The sequence below is a fragment of the Photobacterium indicum genome (assembly GCF_003026215.1).
In the GTDB taxonomy this organism is placed as follows: domain Bacteria; phylum Pseudomonadota; class Gammaproteobacteria; order Enterobacterales; family Vibrionaceae; genus Photobacterium; species Photobacterium indicum.
In genome coordinates, this window is the sequence record NZ_PYOC01000001.1 from 1,212,631 (window position 1) to 1,227,842 (window position 15,212).

The window sequence follows — 15,212 nt, forward strand, 5'->3', positions numbered from 1 at the left end:
ATGTAACCCATTAGCCAAAAAAAAATTGGTCGCATATTATAGATTATTAATTGTAGCCTGTGGGGACTAATTTTCTATCATCGCTGATTATTTAACCTAAATGGCGTCTTTAAAGTATTTAAAGTGTAAGATTCTTGCCAAATATTATGGTTTTTCAAAGATAAAAACAGTTTTGTTTACTTCTTGCCCTGTGACCAGTAATGAAAGCCTGTATTGTGCGATTAAGAATTATTCTCGTTGATAATTCAATTGAGTATCAGATTGTATTGAAAAGGGGCTGAATCTTGGAATTTGGGTTTGATGGGATTTGTTGATGTGGCTTAACTCTCAATCTAAATAATAAAGCCGATACCCACCAAATAGGTAAATTTGGTAGGCATCGGCTTTTTGTTTTATTTCGTGCTTTTACCTTGTTTGGATATTCCTAGTAAACCAACGCCGAAAGCGGCTAACAGGCCAATAAAGGCGATGATCATATGGTGATGGTGAATCCAGTACATATTTGCTCCTTAGTAACCTGTTTTTTCAAGTTCTTTCGCTTTGTGAATCATAGGGGTAATGGTTGAGCCTTGAACAATAATCGAGAATACAACCACGGCATAAGTCATTAATACGATAATTTCTTTAACATCTATTTCTGGGCTGTACCCTGTTGCAATGCCTGATGGAATTGCCATCGCCATCGCTAGTGCTAAACCACCACGTAAGCCACCCCAAGTAAGAATTTTGACAGATTCTGGGTTATACGTGCGGTATCGATTAAAGCCTAGATAAGCTATTTTTACACTGAGGTAGCGACTGCACAGCACTAGTGGAATCGCGATAGCGACTGCAACAATATCGATATAATGAAAACTGAATGTCAGCATAATTAAACCGATTAACAGGAACAGAATGGCGTTTAGAGTTTCGTCTGCCAGTTCCCATAGGTGATTGAGTTGGTGTGATTCATCTTCAGCTATACTGTTACGTGTCCAGTTTCCAATCATGATGCCAGAAACAACCATAGCAAGCGGTGCAGACACCCCTAAGTGCTGACCGACAACATAACCACTTGTTGGAATTAGCATGGTGAGGATCAAGCGCATCATTCCGTCGTGTGGATGCTTGATTAAGTAATGAAAAACTAAACCCAGCACTAAGCCGAAAGCGATACCGCCTAATGCTTCATGAGTGAAAAGTGCAATTGTGCTAGATACCGTGGGGGCACTTTCCCCAAAAGCGACTTCAAACAAGGTCACAAAAATGACTAAGCCAATACCATCATTAAATAGTGATTCGCCTTCGATTTGAGTTGAAATGCGTTGTGGTGCATTCATCTTTTTGACAATGGCTAATACAGCGATTGGGTCGGTAGGTGAAATAAGTGCACCAAATAAACAACAATGAATAAAGGCCATGTTGATGCCGACTAACGAGAAGAGTAGCCATAACACCGTACCAATGAAAAATGTTGAAAAAAGGGTACTGGCAAGTGCAAGAATGGTAATTTCGAATTTTTGATCTTTAAGGTGCGATAACTTTATATTTAATGCACCGCCAAAAAGTAGAAATCCAAGAACACCTTTTAACAAGAAGTCATCAAATTGAATGTTTTGAATTATGTTAATCAGCTCGTGTTCTTCATTGAGCGGAATGTAATTCATATTACTTAAAAACAGTAACGCAAGTGAGATGATGACAGACCAGCCTGTAATAGCGATGGTAGTTTGAAACTTCCCCACACGGTGGTTGAACATCGAGATGAAGACGGCAACTGCAGCGATAATGCAGATGGTGTCGTAAACTGACATGTATTATGTGCTCCTAATATTCTTAGGCTTTTCGTGAATTATTATTTACCTCAATTGTGGTGAAATATAAGAGCATTGAGGCGTGGGTGCATATAATAGGCAATTTTGAATAATTCCCATCATTATGATTTTGTAAAGTAATGATGCGGAAATGGGTGTTGATGACGTGCTAGAAGTAATGTAGAAGCACGTCATTTACCCTAAAGTGGTAGGTGTTTTATATTTAGCTAAAATACGTTGGGTTTATCTGTGATGATGTTATTAACACCCCATGCTGTAAACTTGTCGACTTTCTTTGGATCGTTTAACGTCCAAATCATTAATGTTAACCCTGTTTCTTTGATCGATTTAGCTAGTTTTTCATTCAGTATGCGGTGATCAATATGAAGGCTATAAAGATCGAGTGGTTTAATCGTATCTAGCATATTGGATGGTTTGTGTTCTGTAATAAAACCGCGACGCACTTCAGGATACAAGGTTTGGCAGTGCACTAATGCATTTTTCGAGAAACTGGAAAATAGCAACTTTTCGATCGGAAAATTCAGGTGCTTAACCGTTTCCACTACCTTTTCAACCAAGGGCTTTACTTCATGTTCGTTATGAATTTTTATTTCAAGATTCATATTTAAATTATGTTCTTGGCAAGCTAAAAGGGCTTCTTCCAGTGTTGGTATCGTTTCACCTTTGAATTCATTTGAAAACCAGCTTCCTGCATCTAACACTTTTAGTTCAGCAAGCGTTAAGTCACCCACGCGACCTTTACCATTAGTGCAACGTTTCACTGTTTTATCGTGAATAATGACAGGGATTTTATCCGCACTAAGCTGCGTATCTATTTCGATCCACTTAATACCAGATTCGACTGCCTTTTGAATGCCTGCAAGCGTATTTTCTGGCGCGAGTGCTGCCGCGCCACGGTGACCTGTAATCATAATGCTATCCAGTAAATGTTCATTTAATATTTATACCTAAGTTACATCAAGATAGCTTGGTATAATAACAATTAAGTCTACTCGCTGTTAACTGCTGCTAATTGTGCTATTAAAGGTGTTAATGATTTTAACTTATTCAGAAAGCTTGGTGATGTTTTTGCCGAATTTGCTTTAAGTATTAGAGGTGTATGAAATGAATTCGGTACAAAACGAATTAACTCCTGACTGGAGTAATGTGGAATGGGTATTAACCGACGTTGATGACACACTAACATGGCAAGGTAAATTACCGCCAGAAACCTTGATTGCGTTGGCTGAATTACAGCAAGCCGGTATAAAAGTGGTAGCTGTTACAGGTGCTTGTGCAGGGTGGTGTGATCATATTGCTCAGCTATGGCCTGTTGATGCAATTTTGGGCGAAAATGGTGCTTTCATTATGGAAAAGCAGGATGGTTATTTAACTCTCCGTGCCGATCGTACAATGAATGAAATAGAGCAACAGCAAACGAAACTAAAGCAGCAAGTTCTCGCGATTTTAACTGACTATCCAGATCTTAATTTAACACTCGATCAGTCATACCGTTTATGCGAAGTCGCGATTGATATAGGGCAGAATCGCCCGCGTGTTGATGATACGATTATTGAAGAAGTGGTTGCTAAAATTCATGCGTTAGGCGCACATGCAACAGCCAGCTCGATTCATATTAATGCGTGGTATGGCGAGCATTCGAAAAAAGCGACGTCGTTACAATATTTAGCAGAGAAGGGATTATCAAAATACGAGATACTAAACCTGTCTTGTTATGTGGGTGATTCAATGAATGATCAACTTATGTTTGAGGCATTGCCTAAAACAGTTGGGGTTGCCAATATACAACATTATTGGGATAAGCTGAGTCATCACCCTTCTACAGTCATGAGCCAACCTGGTGGTTTTGGTTTTGCCGAGTTTGCCAAGCAGTTACTTGATATGAAACGTCGTTAACCGACAATCGCGCAAATTGTACGAACTATAAACGGATAGAAAAATACGCTATCCGTTTTATTGCTCTTTGTTATTTAAGTGACCGCTAGCGCTGTATTTCTATGCCAATAGGCTTTGTATATGAAGGCAGATTCCATTAGTATTCCCTTCTTGTTAGCGAGTTAGATGTTGAATTGTCAGTCTAGCTTTTATTGTCTATTGAGCTCATTTCAATGGCAGCTACGCTTATCTTTGAAACAAGGAACCTTGAATGAAACTCTCTGTGCTTGAACAACCCCTTTATGACCACCTTTACCGTGACATTCATGAGTTTCGCAGTACTTTCGATTTAGATATTGAATCGCCAGAAACAATGAACGACAAAAGCGATACCTTGCACACATCATTGGCCGTTGAAGAGCTAACTGAATTAGCAGAAGCTGATTCATTGGTTGAGCAAGCAGATGCGATTGTTGATTCAATCTATGTATTAATGGGGCGTTTAGTTCATCTTGGCGAAAAGAAAGTAGAAGACAATATTGGTATTAGCTACCTTATTGATTTACTTCTTCAAGTTGCAGAACGTTTAGAGATCGATTTTGTCGCATGTTGGGATGAAGTGCATTCAAGCAACATGAGCAAAGTGTGCCGGAATGAATCTGAATTTACAGATACTCAAAAACATTACGCGACGCAAGGTGTAGAGATTACGGGCAGCCAGAAAGGCGCATACATCATTGCTAAATGTGCAAAAGACATTGATTTAAATGGTAAAATCATTCGTCAGGGTAAAGTGTTAAAATCTGTTTACTATCGCCCAGCGGATCTCGTTAAGTTAGTTGTTCGTTAATTCAACGATTAAATAACGCTGCTATTTCCTTCTACTTACTCATTTTGATGATAAGTAGAAGGCGTTTCTCTTTTATTTCTTCTTTAGGTATTTCTTCAAACCCCGTAAACTACCCAGCTAATTCTTCCCCAGTAATAAAACCATGTATTCACAAACGGTATCATCAGCGCCAATCTCTCAGTCTGAACTTGCTCGTCAGCTATTTAAAATGACATGGCCAATGCTATTTGGCGTACTTTCGTTGTTGAGTTTTCAGCTTGTTGATAGTGCGTTTATCGGTCAGCTCGGTGTACTACCTCTTGCAGCTCAAGGTTTTACCTTACCGATGCAAATGGTGATTATTGGTCTTCAAGTCGGTTTAGGTATTGCAACAACTTCACTGATTTCTCGGGTGTTAGGAGCCAATGAACCAGAACGAGCCAAACAACTAGGTGGGTTAGTTGTGATAACGGGTGGTATTGGTGTATTTGCCATTTGCTGGCTTATTTGGTTACTTCGTGGTCCAGTATTAAGCCTGCTTGATGCCCCTTTGAATGTTTACCCTGTTATTGATGCTTATTGGCCAGTATGGCTAGGCAGCTCTTGGACTGGGGCGATGCTTTATTTTGCTTACAGCCTGTGCCGTGCTAATGGCAATACCATGCTACCTGGCATAATGATGGTGGTAACCAGTATTTTGAATATGCTGCTGGATCCTCTGTTTATATTCACCTTTGATATGGGTTTAGTGGGGGCTGCATGGGCTACGATTGTTGCATTTGGTATTGGAATGCTAGCCGTTTTCCCCTTAGTCATTAAACGCCATTGGATGAGCTTTCAATTTGAAGGGCTCGATATTCCCGCATCAATAAAAGAGCTGGGTAATATAATGGCACCTGCAATGTTAAGTCAGCTATTACCACCACTGTCTTCGATGTTTGCGACGAAATTAGTCGCCAGCTTTGGTGCGGCAACGGTTGCCGCATGGGCTCTAGGCTCGCGGTTAGAGTTCTTTTCCATTGTTGTGGTGTTAGCTCTCACTATGTCGATGCCCCCAATGGTCGGTCGAATGCTCGGCGAAAAAGACATTCATCGAATTAAAGCGTTGGTTAACATTAGTATTAAGTTTCTATTGGGCTGGCAGTTGGCCGTTGCAGCGGTATTGTTTATTGCTTCACCTTATTTAGCAGAGCTGCTTACAAGTGAGGAATCAGTGAGAAGTGTGTTGCTCATACATCTGACTTGGGTGCCTATCAGCTTAGGCTCATTGGGTATTTGTATGTTGATGGTATCGATTTGTAATGCACTTGCATTGCCAATGCGTGCTTTATTGATATCAGGTTTACGCCTATTTGTTTGTTTCTTACCCTTACTGTGGCTTGGAACGCAATTGTTGGGGCTTAATGGCTTATTCATCGGTGCTATGGTGGGCAACTTTGCTGCTGGCATTATGGCATGGGTTCTTTACCAACAAGGTATTAATGTCGCTATACGTAAGTACTGTACAGAATAATGTTTGAAGATTATTAATTAGAGAACCGATGAGTTTTTTACTGTTGAGCTGCTAGTATGTGCTTAAAATAAATAACAAAATGACAAGAAAAAGGATTAGCTAATGAATACGTTCACTATTGACACCCAAACCATGCATTATGTGGATATAGGTGAAGGTCCTGTTCTGGTTTTAGGTCATAGTTATTTGTGGGATAACGAAATGTGGGCACCTCAGTTAGAGGTATTGAGCCTGCATTATCGTTGCATTGTTCCAGATCTATGGAGCCATGGTCGCTCAGATGCAGCACCACAAAAAACACAAAACTTACAAGATTATGCCCGCGATGTGTTAAGTTTACTTGATCACCTTCAGATTGATTCATTTTCAATTATAGGCTTGTCTGTTGGCGGTATGTGGGGGGCAGAATTAGCGCTTATTGCACCAGAGCGTACCAAGTCATTAGTATTAATGGATACTTTTATTGGTTTTGAGCCAGAAGTGATGCATGCGAAATATTTCGCTATGTTAGATACTATTGCTCAGGTTCAACATGTTCCAGAACCAATGATCGATGTAATTACGCCAATGTTTTTTGCACGTAATGCTGAACAAGCAAATCCAGCGCTGGTGGCAAAATTCCGTGAGCACTTATCATCAATCAAAGGTCAACAGGCTGTTGATGTAACCAATATTGGTCGTATGGTGTTTGGCCGTCGTGATACGTTTGATGATGTTGAGCAATTAACCTTACCAACGCTTGTTGTGGTTGGTGTACAAGATATGCCACGTCCTCCACTAGAAGCTCAGCTTATGCATGATGCGATTGATGGCAGCCAGTTCTTTGTTGTACAAGATGCGGGGCATATTTGTAACTTAGAACAGCCAGCTGTTGTTACTGAGAAGCTATTAAGCTTTATGAATGATGTGCATGCCTAGTTTTCTGTAAACGTCTAAAGCACATATAAGAGATAAGCAAGCGCAGCGACTAGTTATCGCTGCGTTTTTATTCTGGTTATGCTGATTGGGTGTGATTAGGCTTATTTCGAATCAGAAAGCGGGATAAAGAAGGCAAAGACCCACGCTGGACCAATTAATAAAAATTGTAAATCTTCGAAAAACGACGGTTTTTTCCCTTCAATTTTGTGCCCAATAAACTGTAAAATCCACAAAGCAATAAATAGGCCTAAGCTAAGGCTTAATATATTGATGTTCAGCTGGAAAAGTATCTCTATACCGATCACACAAGCAAGAGTAAACAAAGACATGATGGTAAATACTTTCCGTGATAATCCGTAGTAGAAGAAAAGAACAGGCATCAGTATTAACCATAGCCACTCAAGGTCTACGCCAGAAAACCGGAATGACGGTAAGCACCATATTCAGTGAACCATTGTTCAAGTGTTTTCATTCATTCCCTATTTAGCAAGCTATTCGCATATAACGAGATTATATACCCAAGTTATCGAAAGGTGGATGTTTCTGGTTAGTGGTCTTTAATTAGAGGAAGGCTTTTTCTGGGAGAGCGACAATGATACGGGCATTATTTATCACCTTACTGTTTTTACTACCTTTTACAACGCAAGCGACAACAAGCAGTACTAAGGCTCAAATTGAAAAATGTGAAACGAAATACAAATCAGATACAAAAAAGAAAACTGATTGTATTAATAGCGTAAAGAAAAAAGCGAAAGAGACCGCAAAAAAAGACGATGTAACCAAACACAAAACGGCTAATAATGATTCAAGGCAAAACACCAGTACCAAGATGCACGGTAATACTGAAAGCCGCCAATTAGAAGATGCACAGAAAAAAAGTGCAGTAACCAAAAACTTAAAAGCCGTTAATGTTAATTCGGCATCTGCGAAAGATCTGGCAGCTTCACTACCCGGCATTGGAGATGCGAAAGCTAAAGCAATTGTTGATTATCGTAAAAATAATGGGAAGTTTAAATCAGCAAGTGATTTAGCTAAAGTACCTGGGTTAGGTGATAAAAGCGTGGGTAATATGAAGAAATATCTGAAGTACTAATACTTGGGTATAGTAGTTTAGAATGAAAAACGCATCAGATTATAAGTAACCTAATGCGTTTCATTCAATTAGCTAAGCGGAGCCGTGTTGGGTGCATACGATATTACGTGGCTACCTTTAATTTTCTTGTATACGTGTTTTTATAATACTTGCACACGGTCTACTTCGATTTCAGGGGTATTTCCACCTTCGTATTCACCAAACAATCGTACTTTTGTCGTTGCATCAATTACTTGTGGTAAATGAATATCATCATCTAGTTCAACTTGAATTTCTTTCGTGCCATCACTGAAAATGAATGTATCGGCATTGATTTGCTTAATCAACTTACCTTCAACAACTGCATTTCGCTCTGTAAACATGCTTGTGCTGTCGAGTAGTTCGGCAACTGTTACCGTATCAATCGGGCCTGAGTAAGAAATAACAGCGCCTTTCTGTTCATTATGATCGCCTGCAAAAGCGAGTGTTGGAACTAAGATCATTGCAGATGCGATTGCGATAACAGTATTTTTTACAGAAATTAATTTAGTCATGAGTTCGTCTCCTTGTTTTGATGTTGCTATTAAACAACACTTCAACTGAACCATTCGTGAGGCGGTTATTCAGATTTCGTTCATATACTCATTATTTAGATATTATTTGCTAATGGGTAGGTGAAAAATAATAAATGCACCATGTTAAAACCAAAGTGAATAGCAATCGCGTAACTTAACTTTCCTGACCAGTAATAGGTCAAACCATAAAGAAGACTGGCTAAACTCGCGACAACAATGAATAGTGGGCCACCTGCGAAATGTGCAGCACCAAATAAGAGGCTTGCGATGCCAATACCAACAAGAGGATTGAAACGTTGAGTCAGTAATCGCTGAATGTAGCCACGAAAGAGTGCTTCTTCTGCAACACAAGTGAATAGCAGGTTGTTTAATGCAAATACCCACCACCAACTAGGCACTGATAATTCAGGTTTTACTAAACTTAATACGAGTGGAACCACTGGCAACAAAATGAAGCTAATAGCTAATATCGATATTTGTTTTGAAGAAAGTATGTTTCGTTTTCCCAACATAGTTGGTACTAACAGTAATAAACCAAAGAAGATCATTGGTTTATCTAAGTTTAAATAAAGCGTAAATGGAATACTTTCGGGGCCTGTAATCACCTTATCAAGTACTAATAGGTTGTTGAAGCCAGGTATAAGATGTAATACCAAGGCTAGACACCACATAACAACCAAGCAGTGGCATGCTACTTTCCATTTTCCCTTAGCTTCTTTTGCTAGTGCAGAAACTATTAAACCAGCGCTAATGGCTAATACACCCACGAAATTTACGTTATTGAAATATAAGGCACTGGCAAAAGTGATAACAAGAAGGTGTAGCCAGTATCGAGGTTGAATAAACGCAGTAATAACCGTTGCTCCAAGCAGCAACCAAGTTATAGCTTCTGGTAATAAGTTGTTGGGAAAAGTCATAGTTAATCAATGTGTTAGTGTAAGAATACAAATGATAACAATTTTATGTCTGATGTGAAGCGTTTAGTGCCGATAAACCGTTGAATTGTTTGAATCAAAATCTCCGCTTTAGAAAAATAGGGTCATTTAATAACGAGGTTCGCTGCTAACAGAGCATACATTTTTGAGCTAAACAGATAATATATTGATGCGTTTAGCAATGAGACAATATACCAGTGAGTATTCAAGATAATTTTCAAGGAATAGAACTTATATTAGGTGGTGCTAGGTCGGGCAAAAGTAGCCTTGCTGAGGCTCTTGCGGAATCATCAGGCCTCACTGTTACTTATGTTGCGACAGCAACTGCGGGTGATGATGAAATGACGGCTCGAATTGAACAGCATAAAGAGCAGCGCCCTCACCAATGGCCAGTAATAGAAGAGCCATTATATTTGGCTGAGGTTATTCGTACCCACAGTAAAAAGGGCACATGTTTATTAATCGATTGTTTAACACTCTGGTTAACGAATTGCCTATTTGGCACTGTTGAACAATCTGAGCATAACGATCACCATAAGAACGCTGGCTGGTCTGATCGAAAGGAAGGCTTTTTAAAGGCACTGATTGAAGCTGAAGGGCGTGTTATTCTGGTCAGTAATGAAGTAGGACAAGGCATAGTGCCGCTTGGTGAAGTATCAAGGCGCTTTGTCGATGAGAGTGGTTGGTTACATCAAGCCATCGCAAAACAAGTTGATCGTGTTGTATTTGTGACTGCTGGTTTACCTCAAGTGTTGAAAGGTCCTGCGTTAAATTAGCTTTCTAGTATTCACAGAGTTTGTGCAGGAATAAGTGCGATGTAGTTATAGTCGTTAAGGAGATGTAGAAGATGACAACACAGCAAACACGGATTGATATATTACGTCATGGGTTGCCAGAAGGAGATGGCTGCCTAAGAGGGCATACAGATTTTCCAATTACCTCGACAGGTTTAAGTCAAATGGCGACGGCAATCGCTGATCTTGATAGTGTAGATGTGGTCGTTACTTCTTCGTTGCAACGGTGTAGTAATTTTGCTCAATTAACGGCCAATCAGCACTCTGTTCCTCTTCATCAGCTCGATTGCTGGAAAGAAATGGATTTTGGTGACTGGGACGGACAATTACAGAAAACGTTATGGCAAGAACATAAGGAAGTCTTAACTCGCTATTGGCAAAACCCTTGGTTAGAAACCCCACACGGTGGTGAAGCATTAGTGGATTTTGACAAACGGATTCATCAAGCTTGGTTAGATTTAGTTGAACAGCACAAAGGTAAAAAAATACTGCTGGTATCGCATTCAGGTGTAATGCGACAGCTGATGCGTATTTTATTAGAAATGCCAGAGAATGCGAGTTATCTACACCGAATACAATTGCCTTATGCTGCACGTTACCGTGTCACTATTTTTCATGATGAACAAGGAAAAGATTGGCCTCAGATCCAATGGCCAACACAGCAGCAATTTTAGATTTTCAGTATTGTGTACCCATTTACTACTCGTATTAACGAGCGCTTTCATTATATATGCTGAAAATAAACCTTAAATATTAAACGAATACATAATGAGAAACAGATGCAACTAACCACGCAAGCTTTAATGGTTCAGGGAACAACATCAGACGCAGGTAAAAGTGTACTTACAGCGGGTTTATGCCGTGTACTTGCGCGAAAATGTATAAAGGTAGCGCCATTCAAGTCTCAAAATGTGGCGGCTGTATCTATTGCATTGCATCGAACACCATTTAGTTATAATTATTGCTAAGTTATGCCTTAAATAACAGTGGCTTATGAAATATTTTTTGATTTTATAATGACAGTAAGTACCAATTTGTAATACCCTAAAACAACGAGATTTAAACAAGAAAGTGTACCAAGTGTGTACCAAATCTTGATGTGTTTTAGGGGTGGCAATGAATATCACAGATGCTTTTTTGAGAAATGCTGTAGGTAAACCATATAGCGGTGCACCACAAATTGCGTATGGGAAAGGGCTATCTATTCGCATTAGTCCTAAAGGTAAAATTACTTGGGTTCTTAGATATAACTTCAATGGTGCCCCTGCTCGGGTGAAGCTGGGGGAGTATCCAGCCATGAAGATCAAAGAAGCTCAAGACCAACGTGATGAATACAAGGCTTTAGTTTCTAAAGGCATCGACCCGAGAAGCGATCACATCAAACTTGGTGTTAACTCACCCAAAACCATATCGGCACTTATTGAGTATTATGTCGAACACTCACTGATGGAAACTAATAAACAATGGCAAAGTATAAATAGTTTGCTACAACGCTCTGTTGTTCCTCATATTGGTGATTACAAGGCTGGTGACATTGAGCTTTCTGATTATGTGCGTATGTTTCAGATCGAGAGAGAAAGAGCAGGGGCAAAACATGCTACTCGTTTGCTGTACCGCCTAAAGAGTGTTTTGAATTACGGTATTCGACATGGTTTTCTCAAGCAAAATCACTTAAACCATTTAAAGGGACGTGATGTTGGAGAAATAAGTAAACCAGTGAAGCGTAAACTTACCGAAGTTGAAATTGGTGCCATGTGGGTTTGTATTGATACGCTTCCGTATCATGAGACAATGAAAAACTTATTAAAACTCACTATGATTTTTGGTTCTCGAATTAGTGAGCTAAGACTGTCTGAAAAGTCACATTTCGATTTTGATAAAATGGTTTGGACGGTCCCAGTTATTAATAACAAGATGGGGAGTAAGCTAGAAGCTGAAATAACTCGTCCTATCCCTAAAATGGCAGAGTCGATCATTAGGCAGCAAATAGATATAGCTCCTGATTTTAAATATATGTTCCCTCGCTATTATATTGTTGCTGATAAGCCTATTGATCAAAAAACGCCATATAGACCATCATTGGTATTGGGCCAAATGATGTCAGGTTTAGGTTACACAGAAACTCGTAATCATGACATGCGTAGAACAGCGAGAAATGCATGGGAACAACTCAGGTTTCCGCCCTACGTAAGTGAAACAATGCTAGGTCATAAAGTCCACAAAGGTGTTATGGCGCATTATGTGGATTATGATTATTTAGAAGAACAGCGTGAATGCTATGACATATGGTGTGAATATATCCAAAAGAAAGTAAGTGATTTTTTAAGTAACCAAAGACACATTTCACAGCTAGGATCTGCATCATAACTCTCTAATAAATAGTGAAGCGGATTAATTGAGTTTTAACCTGTCAGGGTTTGACTAAACCTGACAGGTTACATGCACTCGCACAAACAGGTTTATGCCCCTTTTGAAGTTATCTAGATTTTACTGTTTAGTTAGCCAAATCATCATTTGACCCACTCTCCCTTATAATAAGGTATTTATTAGAACGAGAGAGCATCAAATGTTAATTTGCTCTAGTAACAGATAAAACGTTGTCATTATTTGTTTTGATAATATACTTTATCGCATTAATGGTAATTATATTATTGATATTTAATACATTTCATCTTATTCGAGAGTGATTTGTTAGATCTTTGTGTATGATTATTGAGACATAAGGTGTTATTCTATCGCGTGTAAGGATATATGAGCTAATATCTTATGACAGGTATTAATAGATATGACTCACATGAACGATACTAGTGAAAAAGCAACTGATGTAACTGTTCCAGATGAAAAAAGAAAGTACTCAATTGAAGAAAGTAGAATAAATTTTTTATTTTTCATTTCATTTGTGCTTTTTTTGATTATTTCTCTGCTTTTATTATTTGTGACAAATGTTTATAAGGAAGAATTTAATAGAAATGTATTTGAGCCAATCGGGGTTTTACTTTTGGGCGTTTCTGTTTGTGGTATGCTTACCATTATGTTTGCAAATTATATGAATTCATATGGTCACCTTGAGTCACATGGTGCATATATTAAAGGTGCACTAGCAATGTTCGTTATTTTATTTTTTTCAATTGGTTCATCATATTACCTTCTTTCAGAAGATGTAAAAAATACCGAAGAAGAAATAAACAAAAAGGTTAATGAGATTGTTAATGAAAAGATTGATGAGAACCATGAAAAAGTTATAGGACAGCTCAAGGAGGTCATACCTAATCTAGGAAAGATCGGTAATTTATACTTTGTTACTCAGTGTAGTAAGTTGCCAACTGACAAAATAACATATGAATCAATTTCATTTGATAATAAGGAGGATGATATTGTCTCGACATCTAAGGGGATTCAAGTGAAAGCTAACACAAAAATTAATAAAGATATTTTAATTAGCGCTAAATCTTTACTTGATGATGGCTCATTACTTTTTCAGATTATATATAATACTGCTGAAAGCTTGGTTATAATAAAATTCAATGATGTTGAAGAGCTTTTAAATATATGTCAAAAACAAAGAGCTACCTCAGGTAAAGTCACGCAAAGTGTAACACCAACCCCTTAAAGGTAATAAGTACGATGAATATAATTAAGCAAATATTCACGCTGTGTTCTCTAGCTTTGGCTTATAATGTACAAGCTGAAGATGTAATAGATTTATGTTTGTTACCACAAAATATAATTAGATGTGAAGAATTAGCTAACACTGAGCCTTATGATAAAAATAGCTTTTTAAAAGCGTATAAATTTATAGAACTTGTATCAATAAAAGGGATTGAAAAAATTTCAAGTGAAAATAAAATAACTGAAAAACATTTGATTAGAGTTATATATATACTGGATGAATATATTAATAATTACCCTGGGCTTATGGATGATGCAAGTAAGATAAGTTTAACAAACGAATCGAGTAAAAATGAGATAATTGAGAAGATCGATATATATAAGAATGTCATCAATGAAATCCCTTATAGTAGAAGTGCGGTAATTTCTATACTTGGTGTGGTTTTTTATAATTTATCTTTGTGTGAGTATCAAGAAAGGAAAAATTGTGACTCATATCTTAAGGAGGCTAGGGAGTATTTAAATGAAGTTAATAGTGTCGATTCTAGTTTGTTAAATAAATCTAAGTTTTCATGGAGATGGTATAATGACATTCTTGTGATGGAGTTTATTTTGAATTTATATTTGAATGATAGTAATGAGGCGGTTCTAAGTAAGTTAAAAGAATACAGTAATAAGAGTGTGGTTGATTTTTTCCCTACTGCAATTAACTCAGAGGGGTATATTAATGATGATTATATCGATCAAATATGGATTGGTACTGTTTTGCCTAGAGGTGGTGTAAATAAAGGATATTATACAAATAATGTCGTTCTTTTTGCTCTTAATGATATAGAAGAACACCCAAAAAAAGAGAGGCTTGATGTATATAGCAATAAAATAGAAGGTATGGAGAATGATGATCTTACAATAGTTATAAAGAGTTTCAGTACAGAGCGTGAAGCAAGTATTGAAATGGTAAAAATAAAAGACAAATATAAGGACTATGTTCTATCAAATGTTATATATCCAGAGATGTTTACACTGGAGTTTTATTTGAATAAGTTAAAAGTTACCCGGCCAGATAAAGGGAGCCATTATGGTGTGGGTTTTGGTTATTTAAGTGAAACTCAAGTTAATATTTTTTATGAAAATTATGAAGGATGGGGGTTTAACAATGGTTTTTTTACCATCCGACCTTTAGTTCCAAAGTTTTGACTCAGTCTATCACCATAGCATGGTTAATTCAGAGTGAGATCACGAACATTTTTGATCTGAGATATCTCTTTAAACGAACCA

At 38.0% G+C, this 15,212-nt stretch carries 15 protein-coding genes and 1 pseudogene; 11 read left to right on the forward strand and 5 right to left on the reverse strand.

Features of this window, described 5'->3' with window-relative positions; genetic code table 11:
* Positions 1-509 precede the first annotated feature (509 nt).
* Together C9J47_RS05380 and C9J47_RS05385 are read right to left on the reverse strand one after the other, a co-directional pair.
* Positions 510-1,793, reverse strand: coding sequence for a cation:proton antiporter (locus tag C9J47_RS05380; protein WP_107252568.1), 1,284 nt, complete (start codon positions 1,791-1,793; stop codon positions 510-512).
* 227 nt (positions 1,794-2,020) lie between these two features.
* Positions 2,021-2,725, reverse strand: a complete 705-nt coding sequence (locus C9J47_RS05385) for a glycerophosphoryl diester phosphodiesterase (RefSeq protein WP_107252569.1) — start codon at positions 2,723-2,725, stop codon at positions 2,021-2,023.
* Positions 2,726-2,918: 193 nt separating this feature from the next.
* Here C9J47_RS05385 and C9J47_RS05390 point away from each other — a divergent pair, with 193 nt between their 5' ends.
* The 4 genes from C9J47_RS05390 to C9J47_RS05405 all read left to right on the forward strand — a co-directional run bounded on the left by C9J47_RS05390 (position 2,919) and on the right by C9J47_RS05405 (position 6,949).
* Positions 2,919-3,710: an HAD-IIB family hydrolase gene (locus tag C9J47_RS05390; RefSeq protein ID WP_107252570.1), complete on the forward strand. Its 792-nt coding sequence runs from the start codon at positions 2,919-2,921 to the stop codon at positions 3,708-3,710.
* Between the two features lie 250 nt (positions 3,711-3,960).
* Positions 3,961-4,539, forward strand: coding sequence for a nucleoside triphosphate pyrophosphohydrolase family protein (locus C9J47_RS05395; RefSeq protein WP_006229807.1), 579 nt, complete (start codon positions 3,961-3,963; stop codon positions 4,537-4,539).
* A 142-nt stretch (positions 4,540-4,681) separates the two neighbouring features.
* Positions 4,682-6,031 (forward strand): MATE family efflux transporter, encoded by a 1,350-nt coding sequence (locus C9J47_RS05400; RefSeq protein ID WP_107252571.1) that lies wholly within the window; start codon positions 4,682-4,684, stop codon positions 6,029-6,031.
* Positions 6,032-6,133: 102 nt separating this feature from the next.
* Positions 6,134-6,949 (forward strand): alpha/beta fold hydrolase, encoded by an 816-nt coding sequence (locus tag C9J47_RS05405; RefSeq protein ID WP_006229809.1) that lies wholly within the window; start codon positions 6,134-6,136, stop codon positions 6,947-6,949.
* Between the two features lie 101 nt (positions 6,950-7,050).
* Here the strand turns inward: C9J47_RS05405 and C9J47_RS05410 are convergent, their stop codons facing one another.
* Positions 7,051-7,329, reverse strand: coding sequence for an Mpo1-like protein (locus C9J47_RS05410; protein ID WP_245903294.1), 279 nt, complete (start codon positions 7,327-7,329; stop codon positions 7,051-7,053).
* Between the two features lie 212 nt (positions 7,330-7,541).
* Between C9J47_RS05410 and C9J47_RS05415 the strand changes: the two genes are divergently transcribed.
* Complete coding sequence (locus C9J47_RS05415) at positions 7,542-8,042, forward strand: ComEA family DNA-binding protein (RefSeq protein ID WP_107252572.1); 501 nt, start codon at positions 7,542-7,544, stop codon at positions 8,040-8,042.
* A gap of 140 nt (positions 8,043-8,182) precedes the next feature.
* Here the strand turns inward: C9J47_RS05415 and C9J47_RS05420 are convergent, their stop codons facing one another.
* A complete protein-coding gene (locus C9J47_RS05420) occupies positions 8,183-8,575 on the reverse strand; it encodes a YgiW/YdeI family stress tolerance OB fold protein (RefSeq protein ID WP_107252573.1) in 393 nt (130 codons plus the stop codon).
* 95 nt (positions 8,576-8,670) lie between these two features.
* A complete protein-coding gene (locus C9J47_RS05425; RefSeq protein WP_107252574.1) occupies positions 8,671-9,513 on the reverse strand; it encodes a CPBP family intramembrane glutamic endopeptidase in 843 nt (280 codons plus the stop codon).
* 215 nt (positions 9,514-9,728) lie between these two features.
* Here C9J47_RS05425 and cobU point away from each other — a divergent pair, with 215 nt between their 5' ends.
* The 6 genes and pseudogenes from cobU (at position 9,729) to C9J47_RS05455 (ending at position 15,131) form a co-directional block, all read left to right on the forward strand.
* Entirely contained in the window at positions 9,729-10,307 is a 579-nt protein-coding gene (cobU, locus tag C9J47_RS05430; RefSeq protein WP_107252575.1) for a bifunctional adenosylcobinamide kinase/adenosylcobinamide-phosphate guanylyltransferase, read from the forward strand.
* Positions 10,308-10,378: 71 nt separating this feature from the next.
* Positions 10,379-10,999 carry a histidine phosphatase family protein gene (locus tag C9J47_RS05435; protein ID WP_107252576.1) on the forward strand — a complete coding sequence of 207 codons (621 nt, stop codon included), beginning with the start codon at positions 10,379-10,381 and terminating at the stop codon, positions 10,997-10,999.
* Between the two features lie 105 nt (positions 11,000-11,104).
* A pseudogene (locus C9J47_RS05440) lies at positions 11,105-11,242 on the forward strand (nucleotide-binding protein); the annotation flags it as partial.
* 199 nt (positions 11,243-11,441) lie between these two features.
* Positions 11,442-12,692, forward strand: a complete 1,251-nt coding sequence (locus tag C9J47_RS05445) for a tyrosine-type recombinase/integrase (protein WP_107252577.1) — start codon at positions 11,442-11,444, stop codon at positions 12,690-12,692.
* A gap of 427 nt (positions 12,693-13,119) precedes the next feature.
* Positions 13,120-13,935, forward strand: coding sequence for a hypothetical protein (locus C9J47_RS05450; protein WP_146150834.1), 816 nt, complete (start codon positions 13,120-13,122; stop codon positions 13,933-13,935).
* A gap of 14 nt (positions 13,936-13,949) precedes the next feature.
* Positions 13,950-15,131: a hypothetical protein gene (locus C9J47_RS05455; protein ID WP_107252579.1), complete on the forward strand. Its 1,182-nt coding sequence runs from the start codon at positions 13,950-13,952 to the stop codon at positions 15,129-15,131.
* The last annotated feature ends 81 nt before the right edge of the window (positions 15,132-15,212 follow it).